Below are 21,305 nucleotides of genomic sequence, written 5' to 3'. Positions count from 1 at the left end.
TCCTTTTGAATCGGTTTGTCGGGGTTTAGTTGAAGGTCTTGCCTTCTTCGGCCAGCTTGACCAGCAGGGGGGCTGGCTGCCACGAGGCGTCAGCGCCCGGCTCTGCGGCGAATTGACGCAAGCGACGCACCACGTTGGGCAGACCCACAAGGTCCGCATACAGCATGGGGCCACCGCGGTGCAGGGGGAATCCGTAGCCATTCAGGTAGACGATGTCGATATCGGAGGCTCGGGCTGCAATACCTTCAGCCAGAATGCGCGCCCCCTCATTGACCAATGCGTAGATACAGCGTTCGATGACTTCGGCATCGGCAATCTTGCGCGGCGTGAAGCCTTTTTCCTTACGGTAGTCGGCAATCAGACCTTCCACGATCGGATCTGGAATCGGATCGCGCTTGCCAGCTTCGTAGCGATACCAGCCGGCACCCGTCTTCTGGCCAAAGCGACCTGCTTCGCAAATGCGGTCCGCGATGACGGGCACATACGCGCCGGGATTCTCGGCCTGGCGACGCTTGCGCCCTGCCCAGCCAATGTCCAGGCCCGCCAGGTCACCCATGCGAAACGGGCCCATGGCCAGGCCAAACTTCTGCAGGGCCCCGTCCACCTGCTGCGGCAGGGCACCCTGGTTCAGCAAACCGTTGGCGGCCGCGCCATAACGCGCGAGCATGCGGTTGCCGATAAAGCCATCGCAAACACCCGACACCACGGCGATCTTCTTGATCTTCTTGGCCATCGCCATGCAGGTGGCCAACACATCGTGCGCCGTCTTCTCGCCACGCACGATTTCCAGCAGGCGCATCACGTTGGCCGGGCTGAAAAAGTGCAGGCCAATCACATCCTGTGGGCGTTTGGTGAAAGCGGCAACCTGGTTGAGATTGAGGGCCGAGGTGTTGGACGCCAGAATTGCGCCCGGCTTGATGACCTCGTCGAGTTTGCGGAACACCTGCTCCTTCACATCCATGTTCTCGAACACGGCCTCAATCACCAGGTCAACCGTACGGAAGTCATCGTAGTCCAGCGTTGGCTTGATCAGACCCATGCGCTCGTCGAGCTGGGCCTGCGTGAGCTTGCCCTTCTTCATCGAGTTCTCATAGTTCTTGCGGATCGTGGCAAGCCCTTTGTCCAGCGCTTCCTGCCTGGTTTCCAGCAGTACCACCGGCAGACCGGCATTGACGAAGTTCATGGTGATGCCTCCGCCCATGGTGCCAGCACCAATCACGGCCACTTGATTGATGGGACGCAGCGGCGTGCCTTCGGGCACGTCTGGAATCTTGGCGGCTGCGCGCTCGGCAGCAAACACGTGGCGCAAAGCCCTTGACTCGGGTGTTGCGATAAGACCGAGAATGCCCTCCCACTCCACCTTCATGCCTTCATCAAAGGGCTTGGTGACCGAAGCAGCCACCGCCTCAAAACACTTGAGGGGCGCAGGGAAATTTTTGGAGGTCGCGGAAATGGTGTTTTTGGCGAACTGCAGGAAAGCGTCCGACTGGGGGTCACGAACCTTGAGATCACGCGCACGCTTGAGCGGCAGCCCCTCGGCCAGAACCTTGCGTGCAAAGGCCACACCACCGGCCACCAGATCACCGTCCACGATGGCGTCGATCAGCGGCGTACCCTTGAACTTGATGGCGGGCGTTGGGGTACCCGAGACAATCAGGTTCAACGCGGGCTCCAGACCCAGCAAACGCGGCAGGCGCTGCGTGCCGCCTGCGCCGGGCAATAGACCCAGCTTCACTTCGGGTAGGCCCAGCGTGGCATCGGGCAAGGCAACGCGGAAATGGCATCCCATTGCAAGCTCCAGACCACCGCCCAGGCACTGGCCGCCAATCGCAGCCACCACCGGCTTGGGGCTGCTCTCAATCAGGTCAATCACCACGCGCAGGTTGGGCTCCTGAATCGCCTTGGGGCTACCGAATTCCGTCACATCGGCACCGCCAGAGAAAGCACGGGCAGATCCGGTCAGCACCAGCGCACGCACGGCGGCGTCCGCATTGGCGCGGTCCACCGCGGCGACGATGGCGCCGCGCAGATCCAGCCCCAGTCCATTGACCGGAGGTTTGTTCATGGTGAGCACGGCCACATCGCCATTCACTTCGTATTTCACATAGTCACTCATTTTGCTTATGTTCCTGGTTAAAAAATGGATTGGATCCGCTGGGCAAGGAGCGGCTTCTGCTTCAGTACTGTCTGAGCAATGCCAATTGGTTCTGGTGAAAGCTGGTATCGCCAAAGCATTCTTGCAGCACCCGTGCCCGCTTCATGAAAAGGCCCAGGTCGAATTCGTCCGTCATGCCCATGCCGCCGTGCATCTGGACACCTTCCTGCACGGCCAGCGTTGCAGAGCTGCCCGCCCGAGCCTTGGCAATGGCCACCGATGCGTCGGCTGTCGCAGAAGCATCATCCAGACTCTGCAAGGCCTTGATGACTGCAGCGCGCCCCAGCTCCAGGTCACAAAACAGCATGGCTGCCCGATGCTGCAGGCCCTGGAATTCACCAATGATCTGGCCGAACTGCTTGCGCTCCTTCAGGTAGGTCACGGTGCGTTGGAATGTCTCGTCAGCCAAACCGAGGAGTTCGGCCGCTGCGCCAGCGCGTCCGGCATTGAGCGCGGCCTGCAGCGCGGGCCAGCCGCCATCCACTGGCCCCAGAACCGCATCCGGCGACACCGCAACGTTCCGAAACACAATGCGTGCGCTGTTGTGTGCATCCACCATGTGAACACGCTCGATGTCAACGCCGGGGCTCTTCGCATCCACCAGAAACAAGGTGATGCCATTCACATCGTCATGGTCGCCCGAGGTTCTGGCGGCAACCACCAGCACATCCGCCACATGGCCATCCATCACAAAAACCTTGCTGCCATTGAGCGTAAAGCCCTGGGTACCGGGGTCGGCCTTCATCGTGATGTGGCGCGGATTGTGTTTGGTTTTTTCATCAACCGCCAGGGTCGCAATTTTCTTGCCGCTGGCCAGCACCGGCAACCAGGCCTGTTGCTGGGCCGCACTCCCGCTGTGCCTGATGGCTGTGACCGCCACGACGCAAGAAGCCAGGAAAGGCGAGGCCGTGAGGTTGCGCCCGATTTCCTCCATCACCACGCCTGCTTCGACGTAGCCAAGACCCATGCCATCCTGCGCTTCAGGCACCAGCACGCCCGTAAATCCCATGGCGGCAAACTCGGACCAAAGCTCGCGCGAAAAGCCGCTGGCGTCGCGCGAATCACGCAGCTTTCGCAAACTCGAAACCGGAGATTTTTCAGCCAAAAATACGCTGGCGCTGTCGCGCAGCATGCCCTGCTCTTCTGTCAATATAAGTGCCATCGTGTGTGCTCCTGATCGGTCAAGGGAACAAGGCCGCCTCAAGCGCCTGGAAGTTCAAGAATGCGTTTGGAAATCACATTGAGCTGCACCTCGCTGGTGCCGCCTTCAATCGAGTTGCCTTTGGTCCGCAACCATGTGCGGGCGACCGCGCCCTGCTGGGAGCGTTCACTTTCCCACTCAAGAGCATCTGTGCCACCCGCAGCCATCATCAATTCATGACGGCGCTTGTTCAACTCCGCACCGTAGTATTTCAGCGCTGAAGAAAAGGCAGGATGCGCCTGTCTGGTCTTGGCCATGTCGCCAAAACGCTCCAGCATCAAGCGAAAAGCCGCTTCGTCCACCTCAAACTCGGCGATCTGCGCGCGAAGCAACGAATCGGCCAAACGGCCCTGCGCATCAACACCCATCAACGACGCAGCCACCTGGCCCAGCGGCCGGCTGACCGAACGGTCGCCAATGCTGCTGATCATTTCGCGCTCGTGCGTCAGCAAATACTTGGCCACATCCCAGCCACCACCGGCGGTGCCCACCAGATTGCTCTTTTCCACCCGCACATTGTCAAAGAAGGTTTCGCAAAACGGCGACTTCCCGGAAATGAGCTGGATGGGCTTGGTGCTTACGCCTTTGCTCGCCATATCAAACAGCACAAAGCTGATTCCCGTGTGCTTCTTGGCCGCCGGATCGGTACGCACCAGGCAAAAAATCCAGTCGGCCTTGTCGGCGTAGGAAGTCCATATTTTTTGCCCATTGACGATGAAATGATCACCCTGGTCTTGCGCCTTCGCCTGCAAGGAGGCCAGGTCAGAACCCGCGTTGGGTTCCGAATAGCCCTGGCACCACCTGATTTCTCCGCGCGCAATTTTGGGCATGTGCTCCCGCTTCTGCGCTTCGGTGCCGAATTTCAGGAGTGCGGGCCCAAGCATCCAGATGCCAAAACTGTTCAGCGGCGAACGACAGCCCAGACTGCGCATTTCCTGCGCCAGAACCTTGGCCTGCTCCGGTGTCAAACCCGCGCCGCCGTACTCAAGTGGCCAGGCTGGCACGGTCCAGCCTTTGGCAGCCATGCGCTGCAACCAGACCTGCTGCGCCTCTGAAGCGAACTTGCAGTTGCGCCCGCCCCAGCACACGTCCTCCTCGCTGGTCATGGGTGTGCGCATTTCCGGCGGACAGTTCTGCTCAAGCCAGGCGCGTGTCTGCTCCCGGAAATCGGCGATGGTGGTGGTGTCGGACATGGCAGTGCTCTCCATTGGATCGATCCGGATCCCGAGGATCTGGTGAAGGAATTAAATAGTGACGCCGCCGTCCACGACGATGCTCTGGCCGGTCACAAAAGAGCCCGCCTGCGACGCGAGGAACACGGCCGCACCAGCGATTTCATCAGGCTCACCGATACGGCGCAGCGGCGTCGTGGCCGTGCGCAGCTTGAGCATTTCCGGGTCTTCCCATAGCGCACGGGCAAAGTCGGTCTTGATCAGGCCCGGAGCGATGCAATTCACACGCACATTGTGCGGACCGTATTCCACGGCGAGATTGCGGGCCAGCTGGAAGTCGGCCGCCTTGGAGATGTTGTACGCACCAATGACCGGCGAACCACGCAAGCCTCCAATCGAGGACACGATGATGATGGCGCCGTCCTTGCGCTCAATCATCTGCGGTGCGGCAAAGCCAATCAGCCAATGATTGGCAATGACGTTGTTCTCCAGAATTTTCCGGAACTGGTCGTCGCCAATACCGGCCATAGGGCCGTAATAGGGATTGGATGCAGCATTGCAGACCAGAATATCAACCTTGCCCAGTCGCCGTGTGGTCTCAGCCACCAGATTCTGCAAATCATCCTTGGAAGAGATGTTGGCGGGAATTGAAATCGCGCTGCCCTCACCATGCGCCGCGTTGATGGCCCGGGCCACCTCTTCGCAGGGCTCCGGCTTGCGCGAGGAGATCACAACCTTGGCGCCCTGCTCTGCCATGCGCTCGGCAATCGCCTTGCCAATGCCACGGGACGAGCCCGTAATGACAGCGACTTTTCCAACCAAAGAGAATAAAGACATGGAACGTTTCCTCAAAAAATCTGTACTGGCAGTGTTTGAAATTCAAATTCCGGTAAGGCCTCTTTTTGCTGGAACCGTCCAGACGAACCAGTCAAGGGAACATACCAGATCCACTAAAGCAGAATTATCAACAGCGCAACCTGAAATCAGGTCGCCCTCGTGACAAACCCAGGAGCCAAGCATTGGCTGTCAGCCCCAAGGCGCCATGCTGCATCAACAATAGGCAATGGAAATCCTGTTTTCAATGTATCCATACCCTATTTTCTAAATATTGGACATCGCCATGGTTGACATGCTATTCATGATGGTGCGACACATCCTTGGCGATGGCCAGAAATTTCTCCAACTGCTCGCGCACCGCCTTTTTGTTGTACTTGCCCACACTTGTCTTTGGAATGTCCTGCGTGATCGCGACGAGCTTGGGCAGCATCCAGCGGGTGATCTTGCCGGTGTCGACGCCGTGCGTCGTTAAAAAGGCAATCACATCTTCCTCGTTGCCCTGGTACCCGGGGCGCACGCTGACCAGCGCCAGCGGCTTTTCGCCCCACACCGGATCAGGCACACCCACGACCATCGCCTCAAGCACAAAATCCGCCATCGAGATCAGGTTTTCCAGCAACACCGTGGGCACCATCTCGGCCCCACTGCGAATGACGTCCTTCAAACGGTCGGCGATGACGATGTAACCCTCGGCATCCACCTTGGCAATGTCACCCGTATGGAACCAGCCGCCGTACCAGACCTCGGCCGTGCGCTCAGGCGCCTTGAAGTACTGCTCTGTCACCCACGGCCCGCGGATGACTATCTCGCCCACACTCTGGTCATCGTGCGGCACTGACTTGCCGTGCTCATCCACCACGTCAATTTCCAGGCCCAGAATCGGCAGGCCGGTCTTGACCATGACCTCGTCCAGCTGCTCCTTGCTCCAGTCAACCATGTGTTTCTTGACAAAGGAGGCAATGGTGCTTGGCGCGGTCTCTGTCATGCCATAGCCGGAGCTGACGCGGAAATTCGGCAGCATCTTTTCCAGCTTGCTCTTCAGGCCCAGCGGCAAAGCACCACCACCGACGCCGACGCGCACCAGGCTGCTGAGATCGTACTTGTCGAAGTCCTTGTACTCCAGCAGCATCGCCGCGACCGTGGGGACAACGCCTACGGCGGTCACCTTTTCCCGCTCGACCAGTTCACAAAAGCCCTGAACCGTGAAGGTGCCGGGCAGCACAATTTTTTGGGCGTTGAAGACACAGGTGAACGGTGCACCCCAGCCATGGATATGAAACATGGGCGTGTTGAGCATCGGCACTGCGTTTTCACCCAGACGAACCCCGGGCGCACCTTCGGCATCGTAGTTAGGCGTATTGCTCACACTTTGCATCGCCATCACATGCAAGGTCATCAGGTAAAGCTGCCGATGGGTGAAGGTGGCGCCCTTGGGCTGGCCGGTGGTGCCGGTGGTGTAGCACAGCGTGGCATTGGTGTCTTCGTGCAGATACGGCCAATCGTAGACATCGGCCTGGTCGGCCAGAAGGCTCTCGTAGGTCACGATGTTCTGGATGCGCGTTTGCGGCAGACCGGGCTTGTCTGACATGTAGACGACCATCTGCACGACGTCCTTGATCTGGTCGTAGATCGCCTCCAGCAGCGGCATCACGGTATCGTCGACAAAAATCACCTTGTCCTGCGCGTGCCTGATGGTGTAGATCACATGCTCGTGCGACAGACGCACATTGATCGGGTGCAGGGTGGCCCCGATACAGGGCACGGCGTAATAGAGCTCAAGGTGGCGATGTGTGTTCAGCGCCATCGTGCCCACCCGGTCCCCCGGCTGGCCAGGCGTTCCTGCCTTGATGCCCAGCTTGTTCACGAGGGCGTGGGCCAGTTGCGAAGTGCGGCGATACCACTGGAGCCAGGTGAAACGCGCGTATTCACCACTCACGTGGTTGCGGTAGACCACCCCGATCTGATCCGGATACAGGTTGACCGGGCGCTTCATGAAGGTGGTCAGCAGCAAGGGATAGTGGGTGCTGAATTCCGGGTAGGTTCTATGTTCCACGTGGTTTTTCCGTTCAGGGCTTGTTAATCGCTCTCACCGCTCACGCGCTGCAACCGGTAGCGCGGCTCTTCAACGCGCAGGATGGCCAGCATCGAGATCGCCTGAACGGCGATTGCAATGCAGAACACGTAAGAAAAATCGAAACGCTGGGCCAGCAGGCCGCCAATGAGCGGGCCAATGGCCATCATCAAATGTGACGCCGTGTCGGAAATCGCAATCAGCATCGGGCGGTCATGGTGCACCCCGAATTCCAGGACGAAATTCTGCGAGGCCATCTGGTAGCCCCCGTAACCGGCGCCCAGTCCGCAGAAAGCAAGCAGAAAAAACGGCAAGCCATTGGCCAGCATCAAACCCACCGTGGACACAGTCCACAGGCCCATGCTCACCAGGAAGACGAGCCGGTAGCCACGACGATCGGCAAGCGCACCCCATCCGAGATTGCTCACTGTTTGAGCCAGTAGAAATGCGAGCGACAAATAGCCGAGGGTGGCTCCTGACAACTCAACAAATTTTCCAACATAAATGGCGTAAAACGGCACCGCGGCGGTACCAAATGCAGCCAGGGCGCGAGCAAAAAAGAAGCGCTTGTAATGGACATCGGAACGCAGCAAGGCCGGCGCTTCGCGCAAACGCCCCCACAGACCGGATTGCGCACGCACCACCAGCGACTCCGGCTCACGCACGAAGGTCAATGCGGTAATACCCAGGCTGGTCAGGATAAAGGCCGCCAGAAAAGTGGTGGCATAGCCGTTGCCAAAGGCGTTGGTTTCAACCAGGTATTTTCCGCCCAGGTAAGCCACCCCCGAAGCAGTCAAGCCACCCAGGAAATTGCGCATGCCGGTGAGTTGCCCACGCCGGTCGATCGGTATCACCTTGGACATCAGGAAGTTGAAGGTAACGCTTTGCATCCCGTTGAAAAAGCCGAACAGGGAAAGGAACAAACAGGCCGCCACAAATGCCCAGTGTCCTGTCAGGAAATAACCCGACAGCGCCAGCCCCAGCACCTGCGCGCGCATCAGCCACCCCACCGCGTAAACCACCGGCATGACACGGCGGCGGTGTTCGATCAGCGTGGCGCCCCAGATCGACGACAGCGCCATACCGATGAACTGCGCCGATATGGCCATGCCGACGGCCATCTTGGAACCGGACAGTAAATAAATGTAGGCCGGCACAAAGGTCGGGGCACCCACCAACCGAAAGCCGGTGACACCCAGCATGCCATGTGCCAGGTTGGCGGCGTAGTTGCGCGGCAAATCACGCAACACCTGCGCGCGGTAGGCCTCGCTGGCGGTTTCGCGTTCTTGCGTACTCATGGGCTGGGCAACCCGGACGGGACCGCATGGTGCAGCAATGCTTGTGAAACGCTGGTGCGCTCCAGCGACAACAGCTTCATGGTCACCGCCAGCCATTGCGGCAGTTCGCGCGCACAGACCGAAATGGGTCGTACCAGGCCTGAATGCTGTACGGCCAACCTGGCATAGGCGCCAGCATAGGCGGGCGGCCGCGCATCGTTCGACAAGTCGGCGATCGCAAACGGATCAGGTGGCGCAGGTTGGCGTGTATTGACCACCGGAATGTAGGGGCTTGCTTCCGTGCTGCCGCCCCCGGCCAGGCCCGGGCCATCACACAAAATAACACCACGCACCTGCTGCGGGCGTCCACCGGCCAGCAGCAGCCCCACATAGGCACCCAGTCCGCGCCCAAGCACCGTGGCACAACCCAGATGCGCCAGGGCGGCATCCGCATCGGCCATCAGCAGCTCGCAGTTGTAGCCGCCTCCGCGAGGCACATCAGAGGCACCGTGCCCCGTAAAGTCAAGGGCGTGCACCGGACCCGGCCAGTCGGCATACTCCGGGGCCAGGCTGATCGGCGAGCGCTCGCCCAGACCATGCAACAAAAGCAGCGCATGGCCTTCACCCTTTTTGAGCTTGTGCAGCGCCAGGCGCAGGCGATTGTGGCGAATGTAGTCAATCATGTCTGAAGAAAATTCAACACCAGCGCGGCGGTTTCCTGCGGACGCTCAATGTGGATGAAGTGCCCCGTATCCTGCATCAATGCCATCTGCGTGGAGGAGGCAAAGTACTCCTTCAGTTCGGCCGGATTGACATCCCAGCCCATGCGCTCGGCGATGGTGCCGAAGATGGCCAGCATGGGGATGGGAAAACCCGGCAAACGGTTGGTCATCCAGCGGGAGCGGTAGGGACCGAAACCGCCCGGGCGCAATACCGGGTCAATCTTCCAGCGCCAGCCATCCTCATCACGACGCGCACCTTGGCTCACCAGATAGCACAGCCATTCATGGCTGAGACGCGGATTCATGAAAGCACGGCGTTGCGCCAATTCTTCCAGGGTTCCGGCTTTTCGCACCCGATCGGCAGCACCTCTGCGGTGGTCCAGCCAGTCGGTGATGAAGTCGGGGGACATCGACTTGCGTTCACGCACAGAGGCATCGTCGTGAGGGCTGCGAAAGGGCAGCCCGTCAATCGCGACAAAGCGTGTGAAACGGTGCGGCAAGGCCTGGATCGCATGGGCCAGCATCGCCCCTCCCTTGCTATGTCCAACCGCGATACAGGGCGCATCGGTGGTCGAGTCGACCACAGCGATCATGTCGCGTTCATCGGCCAGCCAGCTGTACAGGTCTGCGTGCTCGGAGTTGCCATGCCCGCGCTGATCATAGGACACAACGCGATAACCGGCATCCGCGAGCAGGGGGGCAAACACATCAAAAGTACGGGCGAAGTCAAATGCGCCGTGCACAAGAATCAAAGGAGGCGCGCTGAGCTCACCCCATTCGTAGACCGCCAGCGAAACACCACCGGAGTCCACCGTGCGTTGCCGGTCCGGCGCCCGCGCGCCGGGGAAGCGGTGCCGGCTGATTTCCGCTGCAGCGACCACACCGTGCAACCCCAGGCCGGCAGTCATGCCCGCTTCGCCCGGCTAAATACCGGGATTCGCCCGGGTGCTCGCCAGACGTCCTTTGGACCAGAAAATATTGGTTGACAAATCACCATTTCTTTCAATTTTCGTTAGATCGGTATGTAGTCTAATTTTCACTTTAGCACATTAAATTCACAATAAAAATGGGAGAATGTCCCCACCTCGACACTGGTTTTGAAAATTTTTGGGGAAATTGGTATGCCCTCGTCACAGGCTGCTCTCTTGCTCCTTTCGGAACGCACAAGCACATGGCATGCGCCGCCGGCGGCGGTATGATCGCGCCCACTGTTCAATCACCCGACAAATCGCCCACCGCAGGCCTCCCCATGGATCAGCAAACCCCGGCCAGCCCGATGACGCAGCGTTATATAAAGAAACGCGAAGCGATCCTGCATGCTGCGGCGCAGCTATTCAATCAGCATGGGGTCAAGGGCGCAACACTGTCAGATGTCGCGGGTCGTGTCGACCTGAGCACCAACAGCATCACCTACTACTACAAGAAGAAGGAAGACCTTGTGGTGGCGTGCTTCCTGCGCTCAATTGAGGTCATCAATGACATCCTCGCCGTGGCAGCCGAATCGAGCAAGCCTAACGAGCGCGTACGCCAGTTCATCCGCCTGTTTTTCAGTCGACTGCGGCAGATCCAGGCAGCAGAAGCACCGGAGATGATGAACTTTCGGGATGTTCAGGTGCTCGGCAGTCCGCACGCCGAAGTGGTATTTGCCGCCTATACCGACATGTTCCGTCGCGCACGCCGGCTGCTGGTGATCGACGGCACCACAACTGAAAACCGCGTCTCGCTCAATGCCCGCAGCCACCTGTTGCTGACCCTGACCCTGGCGGCCATGAACTGGATGTCGCGCTACGACCAGCAGGACTATGAGCTGGTTGCCGCCACCATGAGCGACATCATGATCGACGGACTTGCGTCGAAAACTTCACGCTGGCGCGAAACCGCCTTGGACGAGGCGCTTGCACAAACCCCCGGCGTCAGCGATACCACCCAGGATGGGTTCTTGCGTGCGGCCACCGCGCTCATCAACGAGCTGGGCTATTGCGGCGCGTCGGTTGATCGCATCTCGGCTCGCCTTAACGTGACCAAGGGTTCGTTTTATCACCACAACCCCAACAAGGAAGACCTGATCTCGGAATGTTTCGAGCGCACTTTCTCGGTGACGCGCCGCATGCAGATGATGGCACGCGCTGGTGACGGCTCCGGATGGGACAAGCTGTGTGCCGTTTCGCGCGGACTGGTGCGCTTTCAATTTTCGGAACAGGCCCCCTTGTTGCGCATGTCGGCCTGGAGCGAGCTCCCTGACGACATTCGTGAAAGCAAGCTCAAAACCATCAATCAAATCGGCCAGCGTTTCGTCTTCTTCCTGGTCGACGGCATGAAAGACGGCTCCATACGCCCGGTTGATCAGGCAGTCGCTGCCTTTCAGGTTAGTGCCATGATCAATGCTGCCATTGTGCTGGACCGCTGGGTGCCAGACGTTACGGCGGAGAATGCTGTCGACCTGTTCGTGCGGCCACTTTTCCTGGGGATTCTGTCCGCCTGAAGCATCCACCCACAGACACCCGGTGCGACCACCGGACCACCCCCTGCCCTTCTCGCCCTGACAACTTCTTTCTGTCTTCTCGCCCCATGTCCAATCGCCATCTTGCCTTCTGGCCCACAGGCCAAGCGCAGCACCTGACCGTGCCGCAGACCAATCTCTTCTACAACGTGGAGGTTTCGGCCACACGCTTTCCGGACAAGCCGTACATACTTTTCTACGACACGCCCATCACCTTCGCTCAATTCAAGGACGAAGCGGAGCGCATCGCCGGCTATCTGGAACAGGTATGCAAGGTCAAAAAGGGCGATCGCGTGTTGCTCTACATGCAGAACAGTCCGCAATTTGTGCTCGCCTATTACGGCATCCTGCGCGCCAACGCCGTGGTGGTTCCGGTCAACCCGATGAACCTGACCACCGAGTTGCGTCACTACATCAAGGACACCGACGCAAGCACCGCCATCGTGGCCCAGGACCTGTTCGCGCACATGTCGCCTCTGCTGACCGAAGGGCTTGAAAACATCCTGGTCGCAACCTATTCGGACTACCTGAAGCGCCCCACGGATCTGCGTGTGCCCGAGTTTGTGAGCGCCCCACGCCAGGCCCTTGGCGGTACAGGCGTGACCCTGTGGAAGGACATGCTGGCACTCGGTGCGCGCCCTGGTCCGCTCACCGCGGGGCCGGACGATTTGTGCGTCATGCCCTACACCTCGGGCACCACGGGTCATCCCAAGGGTTGCATGCATACGCACCGCGGTGCGATGGCAAGCCTTGTCGGCAGCATGCAGTGGTTCAACACCCATCAGGACTCGGTATCGCTGGCGGTGTTGCCCTTCTTCCACGTGACGGGTATGCAAGGCAGCATGAGCGGCCCGCTGTACCACGGCAGCACCATGGTGCTGATGCCGCGCTGGGATCGCGAGGTCGCAGCACAGTGCATTCAGCGCTACAAGATCGCCACGCTGCAACTGATATCCACCATGGTGGTGGACCTGCTCGCCAACCCCAACATCGGCAACTTTGACCTGTCCAGCCTGCGCAGCATCCGGGGCGGCGGTGCGGCCATGCCCGAGGCTGTCGCGCAAAAGCTCAACGACCTGCTTGGCGTACCGTATGTCGAAGGCTACGGTATGTCGGAGACCATCGCAGCCACGCATATCAATCCGACTGACCGGCCCAAGAAACAATGCCTTGGCATTCCGATCTACGGCGTTGACGCCCGCGTTGTAGATCCCGCGACCTACCGGGAACTGCCCAGCGGTGAAGCAGGCGAAATCGTGGTGAATGCGCCCAACGTGATGCAAGGCTACTGGAACAATCCACAAGCCACCCAGGACACATTCATCGAACTTGATGGCAAGCGCTTCTTGCGGACAGGCGACCTCGCGATGACGGACGAGGATGGCTACTTCTTCATGGTCGACCGGCTCAAACGCATGATCAACGCCTCGGGCTTCAAGGTATGGCCGGCGGAGGTGGAAACACTGCTGTACCAGCATCCGGCCATCCAGGAAGCCTGCGTCATTGCGGCCAAGGACCTCAAACGCGGAGAGACCGTGAAGGCCGTCATCGTTCTGAAAGAAGCCTTCCGCGGCAAAGTGAGCGAGCAGGAAATAATGGACTGGGGACATGCCCATATGGCTGCCTACAAAAGTCCGCGTATCGTGCAGTTTGTCGATGCGCTGCCGAAATCGGCCACTGGCAAGCTGCAGTGGCGCGAATTGCAGGAACAGGAAAAACAACCAGGAGAAACAGCATGAGATTTGAAAACAAAGTAGCCATCATCACCGGTGCAGCCAGCGGCATTGGCCGCGCAGTCGCCCAGCGCCTGGCCAGCGAAGGCGCGCGTGTCGCGCTGGTCGATGTCAATATGGACGGCCTGGCTGCCTGCGCCGCGACCCTGCCGGACGCATCCAAGGTCTGGTACCGGGCGGTGGACATCTCCCGCGAAGACGAGGTGGAAAAATGCGTCGCGGACGTTCTCACAACCTTTGGCCGGATTGATGTGCTGTGCAACAACGCAGGCATCGCCGGTGGTGATTACTCCAAGATCACAGAAACCGATACTGTTGCGTGGCACCAGATCCTGAATGTCAACATCATGGGGGCCGTGCACTTCACAAAATATGCAGCGCGCAGCATGCGTGAGCAGCACAGCGGCGCCATTGTGAATACGGCCTCGGTGGCCGGCGTGCGTTCCGGTGCTGGCGGCAATGCCTACAGCGCCTCCAAAGCCGCCGTCATCAGCCTGACCATGACCACCGCCTGCGATCTGGGCGAGTGGAATATCCGGGTCAATGCGGTCTGCCCCGGCCTGATCGAGACCGGCATGACAGCACCCGTGTTCGCTCGTGCCCGAGCCGTGCAGAAGGAAGACAAGCTGGGCTCGCGTTGCGAATTGCGCCGCTACGGTCATCCTGAGGAGGTTGCAGCCGCCATCGCCTTTCTGGCCAGCGACGATGCCAGCTACGTCACCGGACAGGCCCTGCCGGTTGACGGCGGCAACACCGCATCCCTCAACTTGCCAGGCATGAAGGTGTAAAAAGCCGCGAAGTCGCCTTCACTGCTGTCCGACTCAGTTCGTCGGCAACAGGTGACAGGCGACGACGCGTCCAGCACCCTGCGCCGTCAACACCGGCTCCTGCGTCTTGCACTTCTCCATGGCCATGGGGCAACGGGGGTGGAAATGACAGCCCTTGGGTGGATTCAAGGGACTCGGCACCTCCCCCTTGACGACCATGCGCGCGCGTTTCGACTCCGCCTCAACATCGGCCACCGGCACGGCTGAGAGCAAAGCTTGCGTATAGGGATGCAGGGGCCGCTGGTACAGGTCGTCCCTGGAAGCGATTTCGACAATGCGACCCAGGTACATCACCGCGATCCGGTCACTGATGTGGCGCACCACCGCGAGATCGTGCGCAATGAAGATATAGGTCAGACCCAATCGCTTCTGCAACTCAATAAACACATTGACCACCTGCGCCTGAATCGAGACGTCGAGCGCGGACACCGGCTCATCGCACACGATCAGACTCGGCTCCAGCGCCAGCGCCCGGGCTATGCCGATACGCTGTCGCTGGCCACCGGAAAATTCATGCGGGTAGCGGTCTGCCATGTAAGGCGCAAGACTCACCATCTCCAGCAACTCGGCAATGCGCGCCCGGTAAGCGGCGTGATCCTTGTCCAGCCCGTGCACCTGAAGCGGCTCGCCAATGATGTCGCTGACCTTCATGCGCGGGTTCAATGAGCCATAGGGGTCCTGGTACACCATCTGCACGCGGCGTCGAAAATCTTTCAGCTGCGCCTTGTCAAAGCTGGTAACGTCCTGACCTTCGAACACGATCCGCCCGCCGGTTGCCTCCAGCATGCGAATCACCGCCAGGCCGGTTGTGGACTTGCCACAACCGCTCTCTCCCACAAGGCCCAGAGTTTCTCCGCGCCGCAATGTGAACGATACGCCATCAACCGCCTTCACCGAGCCGACCTGCTTTTTAACAATGACGCCTTTGGTGACGGGGAAATGGACCTTGAGATTCTCGACGCGCAGAAGCTCGTCGGTATCGGCACTGGACTGTGCCGGCAAGGGTTGCAGATTAGTCATCGATGAAACACGCCTTGTAATGGTCCTCGCCCACAGGGCGAAGCTTGGGGCGCTCGGCCCGGCATTGATCAGTTGCCTGCTTGCAGCGCGGCATGAAGGCACAGCCCGCAGGCAATGAGGCCAGGTCCGGCGGCTGGCCTTCAATGGGCACCAGACGCTGCGAGGTGTCGCCGTCGATTCGCGGCACCGAGGCCAGCAGGCCGCGGGTATAGGGATGCTGGGGACGCGCATAAAGACTACGCGCGGAGGCCGTCTCCACAATACGGCCACCATACATCACTGCCACCCGATCCGCGTAGCGCGCAACCACACCCAGGTCGTGGGTGATCAGGATCAGGGACGTGTTCGAGCCCGCAGCCAACTCTTTGAGCAGATCCAGTATCTGGGCCTGCACCGTCACGTCAAGGGCTGTGGTGGGCTCGTCGGCAATGATCAGCTGCGGCTCACAGGCCAGGGCCATGGCAATCATCGCGCGTTGACGCATCCCCCCGGAAAACTGGTGTGGATACGCCGACAAACGACTATGCGGATCGGCAATCTGGACCTTGGCCAGCAACTGCTCCGCCTTCGCCAGCGCCACTTTCCATGACACGCCCTGGTGCAACTGGATGGGCTCCGCAATTTGCTTGCCGATGGTCAACGCCGGGTTCATTGACGACATCGGTTCCTGAAAAATCATCGCGATGCGGTTGCCCCGGATCGAGCGAACTCTGGCATCACTCAATTTCAGCAGGTCTTCGCCACCGAACAGAATTTCGCCAGCTTCGATCTTGCCGGGCGGGTTCGGTATCAGGCGCAATATGGAAAGCGCAGTGATGCTTTTGCCCGACCCGGACTCGCCAACGATAGCCAGCGTCTCGCCAGCGCCGACATTGAAGGACACGTCATCCACGGCGGTGACCATGCCCCGTTCGGTCCGAAAGCGCGTTGTCAGGTTTTTCACCTGCAGGATGGGCGTGCTCATTTCAGGAACTCTCGTGTCATGCGATCAGAACCCCATTTTCTTTTTCATGGCCTGATCGACCCAGATCCGCGCGTAAATCGGTCCAGGGCGCACCGCACCGGCACGCAATTCGCCCCCGTAGTTCTTGACCCAGGGCCACCAGGCGGCATACAGCTGGGGTGTCGGCAGCCAGATGTAGGGCGCCTTCTCAAGAATGTCGCGTGTGATCAGCTTCACCAGGCGCTGGCGCTTTTGCTCATCCCGCTCCTGGTAGATCTCGGCCATTTTCGCAGCGTAGGCTTCGTCGTTCCATTGCGAGGGATTCCACACCTGTCCTTTGACAAAGCTCTTGCGAATGCTGGTGGTCGGATTGGTATGCCCGTTATTCATCATGTAACCGGGCGTGTTGGTTTTTGTGGTCATGGCCGACAGAAACGCGCCATACTCCAGCGGCACAATTTCCACCTTCACCCCGACCTTCTCCAGATACGAGGCGATCAATGGCAACAGCTCCATATGATCCGGTACGCAGGCGCAAACCTGTACCTTGAAGCTGAAGCCTTTCGCGTAACCAGCTTCGGCCAGCAGCTTTTTGGCTTTTTCCGGGTTGTAGGTAAACAGTTCCTTCACCGCATTGGGCATGGCATCCAGCGGCTCGTAATAGCCGACGTAGTCAGGGTGCTGCGGGTAGCTGAACAGATCGGCATTGCCGCCGTAGTACTCCTTGACAATCGCCTGCTTGTCAACGGCCATGTTCAGCGCCTGGCGTACCCGGATGTCATCAAAGGGTTTGGTATCGACCCGCATGGCGAGGAACTGCCCCGTCATGCTGAGGTATTTGGCCCATTTCAAGGCCGGCGCACTTTTCTTCAGCTCCTCCACAGCGGTCCAGCGGATCGCCTCATGAATGTCGATCTTCCCGGTGCGCAATGCGGCATGCTGGGTGGTCTCGTCCTTGATGGTGCGAAACACCACCTTGTCGACAAAGGGCAGCTTGTACTCCTGACCGCCGATTTTGTCCTTCCCCCAATAAATCGAATTCTTGACGTAGGTATTCGAGTTGCCCTGAACGAAGTCGCTCAGCTTGAATGGCCCGGTGCCATTGACATTTTTCCAGTTGCCAGCGCCAGCGTCAGCGACCTCTTTCGGCATGATCCCGGAGTAGTAGCCCCAGCCAAAGCGGTAGTCCCATTCGGCATTGAACTCCTTGAACTTGAATACCACCGTGTGCTTGTCTGGCGCTTCAATCTTTTCTACATGATCAAAATAAGTGGGGATTTTCTTCGGGCTGTTGTTCTGGCGGTTGAAGCTGAACAGCACGTCATCGGCCACCAGCTCGCGCTCCGCCATCACGCCAGGCTTGGCTGGAAACTTGACACCTTTGCGCAGCTTGATTTCAAGACGCAAGGGGGTGGTCCATTTCCAGCTTTCCGCGAGTTCGCCACGAATGGCGTCCGAGGGCAGCCAGGCGTCGGCGTAGAACGGATGCTTGCCTCCAAGCCGCTTGGATTGCGAAAGATCAGCGGCAAACAACTGCTCATAAAACTGGCCGGTATCATGGTTCTGCTTCCAGTTCCAGTCCGCCAGGTCCCATGACAAAGCGGAAATGCCCACGTACACGGTTGCGATTTCCAGATTGCCGCCATATTTGGGCGTCTCCGCCTGCGCGGCAGCGCCTGCGCCAACCACTGCCAGCGCCATGCCCAGACCCAAAGTACGCGAGCGTTTTCCAAGTTCAGGTATCTTCATCGTCTTTCTCCTCAGGTTATCGTTTGAAATTGCACACCCTGCGTATCAACGCGATCCACGCATACGTGGATCGAGCAGATCGCGTAGGGCATCGCCATACACGTTGATGGCATACACCACCATGGTCAGACACAAGCCAGGGAACAGGGCCATCCACGGCCCCTGGAACATGAAGGTACGCCCGCTGCCGGACAACATGCCACCCCAGGTGGGCGTTGGCGGGGGCACACCTAGGCCAAGGAACGACAGCGCAGATTCCGCAAGGATCACAGTGCCCACACGCGTGGTGAACAACACAATTACAGGCGGCAGTACATTGGGCAGGATGTGCCGCCACAGGATGCGCGTCGTGGAAGCCCCAATCGACTGCGCCGCGTGAACATACATGTTTTCCCGCACCGACACCACGGCACTGCGAATGATGCGCGAGCCGGCGATACCCAGCAACAAGGACAATATCCCGATGATTTGCCAGGCGCCCGGCCCGAGGACAGCAACGACCACGATCAGGATGATCAGATCGGGAAAGCTCATCCAGGCATCAACCAGACGTTGCACCACCATATCGAACTTGCCGCCCAGGAAGCCCGTCAAGATGCCCAGCAACACCGAAATACAGGTTGCCAATGTCGCAGCCGTCAGGCCGATGATCACGGAGACCTGCGCACCATACAGACAACGCGACAACAAATCGCGACCGAGGTTATCGGTTCCAAACGGAAAATCCAGCGATGGCGGCTTGAGTCGCTTGCCCAGATTGATTTCGTTCATGCCATAGGGCGCAAGAACGTCGGCAAATACACCGCAAAACAAAAACAGCAAACAAATCACCGCGCCTGCCGCACCCAGCGGCTTCTCCCGGAACAGACGTCCGATGAAGCGCCAAATAACCGACAACACAGCAAAACGGCGTGCAGGTACAACGACAGGAATGGGGGTATCTTTGGCGGCCATTAACGGTGCCTCACTTTCGGATCGAACAGTCCATAACTCAGGTCTACCAGCAAGTTGATCAGCATGACGGCCACGCCCACCACCAGAAAAACACCAGTGATCACTGGATAGTCACGCTGATTGACCGCATCCAGCAACAGCAAGCCCATGCCAGGCAGCACGAAAATCTGCTCGATCACCACGGCACCGCCAATCAACAGCGGCGCCTGCAATCCAATCAGGGTGACCACCGGGATCAGTGCGTTGCGCAGTGCATGCCGCGTAACCACCAGCCATTCATTAAGGCCCTTGGCCCAGGCTGTGCGGATGTAATCCTGCCGCAGCACTTCCAGCATCATGGTGCGGGTCAGGCGCATGGTGATGGCTGACAAGGCCAGACCCAACAGGATGGCAGGCACCATCATTTGTTTGACGTGCTGCACCGGATCTTCGAAGAAAGGGATGTACTTCACCTCCGGCGACCAGCCCCACCAGATTGAGGGAAACACCATGACCATGGTGCCCAGCCAGAAACTGGGCACGGCCAGCATCAGGATCGAGAAAGAACGGGCAATGTAATCGCCCGCCGTATCCTGGCGAATGGCGGCGTAGACACCAATCGGGATCGCCATGGACAGCGCCACGATCAAGGCCATGAAGCCCAAAGAAAACGTGGCCGGCGTGCGCGACATGATCATCTCAAGCACAGGGGTGCCATGCCACAACGACTGACCCAGATCGCCGTGCAAAAGGATCCTGCCGGTCCAACGGAAATACTGCTCCCACATCGGCCGGTCCAAGCCCAGGGTTTGCATCAGTTGATCACGACCCAATGCATTGGCGCTGATGTCGTTTTGACTGAGCATCATGTCAACCACATCGCCAGGCACCATGCGCACAATGACGAAAACGATCAGGCTGGCAAAGATCAACGTGGGTACGAGCGCCAGCAGGCGGCGCAGGATGTAGGCCTGCATCAGGGAACCCCACCCACGGGATCACGCACAGCGGACTTACCCACCGGGAGTGCCAGGACCCAACATACTGGATCTTCTATTTCAAAACACCGGTCTCGCAATTCAGTCTCCTTTGCCGCTGGTTTTTGACAGGGGTCGCCCCCATCTGCTGCATTTCAGGTCTTTAGCGTTCGCTTTGATGCCTCTGCTCACGAGCATTGAAATCAAATTCAAATCTCATAAGGGCTTCAGGTGGCACTGGGAATGATCGTACTAGTCTTTCCAGAGATGCCTATCGTGTTTACCCTAATTCGCGGCGCAGCCTGGTGTCGGCAATCGCGCTTGCCTGAATCAGCTGCGGATGACTTCACTTACAGAGGGCAGGAAGGGCTGTTAAAGCGGATACCGCTTTTTCTAAATTGCAAAATTACTGTCGCATTGGTGTCATTGCCAATCACGTACGGTGGCACGATCCTGCTGGCACATGCGCGGTCAAGCCCCAAGATAAGCTGCGCGCACTTTGGGGTCGTCGAGCATTTCTTTGGCTTCACCCGTCATGGTGATCAGACCAGAATCCATGACATAAGCCCGGTCGGCAATGGCCAGGGCGCGGCTGGCGTTTTGCTCCACCAGCAACACGGTCACCCCTTGCGCGTAGACATCACGCACGACTTCGAAAATCTTGTCCACCATGATGGGCGACAGACCCATGGACGGCTCGTCCAGCAACAAGACTTTGGGTCGGCTCATCAAAGCCCGCCCCATGGCCAGCATCTGCTGCTCGCCACCAGACATCGTGCCAGCCAGCTGGCCACGACGCTCCTTGAGACGCGGGAAAATACCGAACACCTTGTCAATATCGACGAGGATATCGGCCTTGTCGTCCCGGATATGAGCACCCATCTGGAGATTTTCCAGAATCGTCATGCGGGTGAAGACACCCCGCCCCTCCGGCACCATGGCCAGCCCCTGCCTGACCAGATCCCACGGCCCCTGGCCGCGAATGCTTTTGCCCAGGTATTCGATATCGCCGTCATTGATGGGCAAGCTGCCCGTGACGGCTTTCATGGTGGTGGTCTTGCCCGCACCGTTGGACCCGATCAGGGACACCAGCTCACCCTCGCGCACTTCAAAGTCGACGCCTTTGACGGCCTGGATACCGCCATACGCGACCTTCAAACCTGTCACCTTGAGAAGAATATTTGTCAT

At 59.1% G+C, this 21,305-nt stretch carries 17 protein-coding genes; 3 read left to right on the top strand and 14 right to left on the bottom strand.

Annotated features, from left to right (window positions below; genetic code table 11):
- Nucleotides 1-25: 25 nt before the first annotated feature.
- The 8 genes from IV109_RS03675 to IV109_RS03640 form a co-directional block, all read right to left on the bottom strand.
- The gene (locus IV109_RS03675) at nt 26-2,116 is read right to left on the bottom strand and encodes a 3-hydroxyacyl-CoA dehydrogenase NAD-binding domain-containing protein (RefSeq protein ID WP_296692275.1); all 2,091 of its coding nucleotides are present in this window, start codon (nt 2,114-2,116) and stop codon (nt 26-28) included.
- A 61-nt stretch (nt 2,117-2,177) separates the two neighbouring features.
- Entirely contained in the window at nt 2,178-3,317 is a 1,140-nt protein-coding gene (locus IV109_RS03670; protein WP_296692269.1) for an acyl-CoA dehydrogenase, read from the bottom strand.
- A 38-nt stretch (nt 3,318-3,355) separates the two neighbouring features.
- A complete protein-coding gene (locus IV109_RS03665) occupies nt 3,356-4,549 on the bottom strand; it encodes an acyl-CoA dehydrogenase family protein (RefSeq protein WP_296692266.1) in 1,194 nt (397 codons plus the stop codon).
- Nucleotides 4,550-4,600: 51 nt separating this feature from the next.
- A complete protein-coding gene (locus IV109_RS03660; protein WP_296692262.1) occupies nt 4,601-5,365 on the bottom strand; it encodes an SDR family oxidoreductase in 765 nt (254 codons plus the stop codon).
- Nucleotides 5,366-5,660: 295 nt separating this feature from the next.
- The gene (locus IV109_RS03655; RefSeq protein ID WP_296692259.1) at nt 5,661-7,418 is read right to left on the bottom strand and encodes a long-chain-fatty-acid--CoA ligase; all 1,758 of its coding nucleotides are present in this window, start codon (nt 7,416-7,418) and stop codon (nt 5,661-5,663) included.
- A gap of 23 nt (nt 7,419-7,441) precedes the next feature.
- Entirely contained in the window at nt 7,442-8,734 is a 1,293-nt protein-coding gene (locus tag IV109_RS03650; RefSeq protein WP_296692254.1) for an MFS transporter, read from the bottom strand.
- Complete coding sequence (locus tag IV109_RS03645) at nt 8,731-9,396, bottom strand: alpha/beta fold hydrolase (protein ID WP_296692251.1); 666 nt, start codon at nt 9,394-9,396, stop codon at nt 8,731-8,733. The genes IV109_RS03650 and IV109_RS03645 overlap by 4 nt, the downstream gene beginning before the upstream one ends.
- Nucleotides 9,393-10,343: an alpha/beta hydrolase gene (locus IV109_RS03640; RefSeq protein WP_296692247.1), complete on the bottom strand. Its 951-nt coding sequence runs from the start codon at nt 10,341-10,343 to the stop codon at nt 9,393-9,395. The genes IV109_RS03645 and IV109_RS03640 overlap by 4 nt, the downstream gene beginning before the upstream one ends.
- Before the next feature lie 341 nt (nt 10,344-10,684).
- On the opposite strand from IV109_RS03640, the gene IV109_RS03635 reads away from it, so the two are divergent.
- From IV109_RS03635 to IV109_RS03625, 3 genes are all read left to right on the top strand, one after another.
- A complete protein-coding gene (locus IV109_RS03635; RefSeq protein ID WP_296692243.1) occupies nt 10,685-11,917 on the top strand; it encodes a TetR/AcrR family transcriptional regulator in 1,233 nt (410 codons plus the stop codon).
- A gap of 86 nt (nt 11,918-12,003) precedes the next feature.
- Nucleotides 12,004-13,674, top strand: coding sequence for a long-chain fatty acid--CoA ligase (locus IV109_RS03630; protein ID WP_296692240.1), 1,671 nt, complete (start codon nt 12,004-12,006; stop codon nt 13,672-13,674).
- On the top strand, nt 13,671-14,456 hold the full coding sequence (locus tag IV109_RS03625) for an SDR family NAD(P)-dependent oxidoreductase (RefSeq protein ID WP_296692236.1): 786 nt from the start codon (nt 13,671-13,673) through the stop codon (nt 14,454-14,456). The genes IV109_RS03630 and IV109_RS03625 overlap by 4 nt, the downstream gene beginning before the upstream one ends.
- Nucleotides 14,457-14,489: 33 nt before the next feature.
- Here the strand turns inward: IV109_RS03625 and IV109_RS03620 are convergent, their stop codons facing one another.
- The 6 genes from IV109_RS03620 to IV109_RS03595 form a co-directional block, all read right to left on the bottom strand.
- A complete protein-coding gene (locus IV109_RS03620) occupies nt 14,490-15,515 on the bottom strand; it encodes an ABC transporter ATP-binding protein (protein ID WP_296692233.1) in 1,026 nt (341 codons plus the stop codon).
- Nucleotides 15,508-16,479 (bottom strand): ABC transporter ATP-binding protein, encoded by a 972-nt coding sequence (locus IV109_RS03615; protein ID WP_296692228.1) that lies wholly within the window; start codon nt 16,477-16,479, stop codon nt 15,508-15,510. The genes IV109_RS03620 and IV109_RS03615 overlap by 8 nt, the downstream gene beginning before the upstream one ends.
- A gap of 24 nt (nt 16,480-16,503) precedes the next feature.
- A complete protein-coding gene (locus IV109_RS03610; protein WP_296692226.1) occupies nt 16,504-18,207 on the bottom strand; it encodes an ABC transporter substrate-binding protein in 1,704 nt (567 codons plus the stop codon).
- A 45-nt stretch (nt 18,208-18,252) separates the two neighbouring features.
- Nucleotides 18,253-19,161 carry an ABC transporter permease gene (locus IV109_RS03605; RefSeq protein ID WP_296692223.1) on the bottom strand — a complete coding sequence of 303 codons (909 nt, stop codon included), beginning with the start codon at nt 19,159-19,161 and terminating at the stop codon, nt 18,253-18,255.
- Nucleotides 19,161-20,117 carry an ABC transporter permease gene (locus IV109_RS03600; RefSeq protein ID WP_296692219.1) on the bottom strand — a complete coding sequence of 319 codons (957 nt, stop codon included), beginning with the start codon at nt 20,115-20,117 and terminating at the stop codon, nt 19,161-19,163. Before IV109_RS03600 ends, IV109_RS03605 begins: the two co-directional genes overlap by 1 nt.
- Before the next feature lie 471 nt (nt 20,118-20,588).
- Nucleotides 20,589-21,305 carry an ABC transporter ATP-binding protein gene (locus IV109_RS03595; RefSeq protein WP_296692216.1) on the bottom strand — a complete coding sequence of 239 codons (717 nt, stop codon included), beginning with the start codon at nt 21,303-21,305 and terminating at the stop codon, nt 20,589-20,591.

It is taken from the genome of Rhodoferax sp. (genome assembly GCF_018780565.1).
GTDB lineage: Bacteria > Pseudomonadota > Gammaproteobacteria > Burkholderiales > Burkholderiaceae_C > Rhodoferax.
This window is presented reverse-complemented; position numbering and strand designations above follow the sequence as displayed.